Annotated in this window: 1 protein-coding gene; it reads right to left on the bottom strand. The window is 41.4% G+C overall.

Annotated elements, in window-relative coordinates; translation table 11 throughout:
* Nucleotides 1-276: 276 nt before the first annotated feature.
* A partial coding sequence (locus ACTIE0_RS24435) for a site-specific integrase (RefSeq protein WP_439517044.1) occupies nt 277-1341 on the bottom strand: 1065 nt, incomplete at its 5' end.

Genomic DNA, 1341 nt, shown 5'->3' with positions numbered 1-1341 from the left:
ATATGCACTAATCGTCCCGTGTGCTAAGACTGAATGGAGTGCATATTAAGTGTAACGGTACGACTATCGGGTTAAGTGTTTCCCGGTTATCCCGGCTAGAATAAGGGTTTAAGTAAAATGGCTCTGGCGGGATTTGAACCTGGTTTAAAGGCTATAACTCCTATTCTACCGTCACTCTAATGCACTCAAAAGCGATCGCACATTCAGGAGTTAGTGTAAAATGAAACCCCCTAGGTATTTAGCCTAGAGGGTATTGTGTTGTGGGTTTATTGGGGATTAATCATCAAGCTGGTAAAGAGCTCTGATAATTGCCTTAACCTCTGGTAGGTCTGGATTAATGCCAATATTAATCAGGATTTGTTTCCCCATCTCTAGTGGCAATGGTTGTTTTTGATGTCGTGTCAGGATACCTAGCTCTGTGGCAAGGTTGCGGCGTTTTTTGTACTTGCTGTCATTAATTGCCACACTGTGACCAAATGAGCGTGCCCTAATTTCCTGTGGTATCCCGTTCATCTCTCCCAGTTGATTTCCAAGATGTCGGAAAGCGTAGGCTTGGGTAAATCCCCAATTGTGATTTTTAAGCCATAACCTATGGTTATTGTTAAAACTATTAGGGTCTTTAGATGTTGTAATAGGCAAACAAACGTTATGAATCCCAAGACGGTCAATCAAAGCATTGTCTTTTGACATTGGGATAGCTAACCGTTGACCTGTTTTAGTGCTTGCCCCAAAGTAAGTAAACTCACCAATCACTAACACTAACTCAATGTTATTGGAGTCACTTATTGCGGGGAACGTTATGCCGTCAACCGTGATATCCTTGGTTAAGTTTTGTCCTGCTGCAATCTCTGATGGTCTCAATCCATATAAAGCACACATTGCCGATACCCAGCACCAACCATCACGCGCATTATTGTCTGTAACGGTACGATAATCAGTGTTGCGTTCCTTGTCTAGTAGGTTTAGTAGGGTATCCAAATCTACACTTTGAAATTTCATAAACACCGTCTGAGTTGAGTCAATTTTTTCTAGTTTCTCTAGTGCTTTTTTACAACCAGCACGTTCCGCCACTTGTTTTAGTCGGTAGTATCTATCCTTAAAGGTTTTACTACCTACCGGACTATCACCATTCTTTAACGGGCTATATAGCGCTTCCTTGATACCCTCCCAGGTGACGGAAGCATCCCAATCTGTCACTTTGTTAAATACATCTAAAAAGCAACAATTGAATGAACTTTGGTCACTAACTATATTGCGGGAACGTTTCCGTTTAGTGTTCTTGTGTACCCCATTAAAGTAATCATCTTCCATCTCTTTAAACACTTGGCGATAGGTGATTAA

Source organism: Limnospira sp., assembly GCF_051859755.1.
Classification (GTDB): Bacteria; Cyanobacteriota; Cyanobacteriia; order Cyanobacteriales; family Microcoleaceae; genus Limnospira; species Limnospira fusiformis.
The sequence above is the reverse complement of the archived record's forward strand: the minus strand, read 5'-3'. Positions and strand labels throughout refer to the sequence as shown.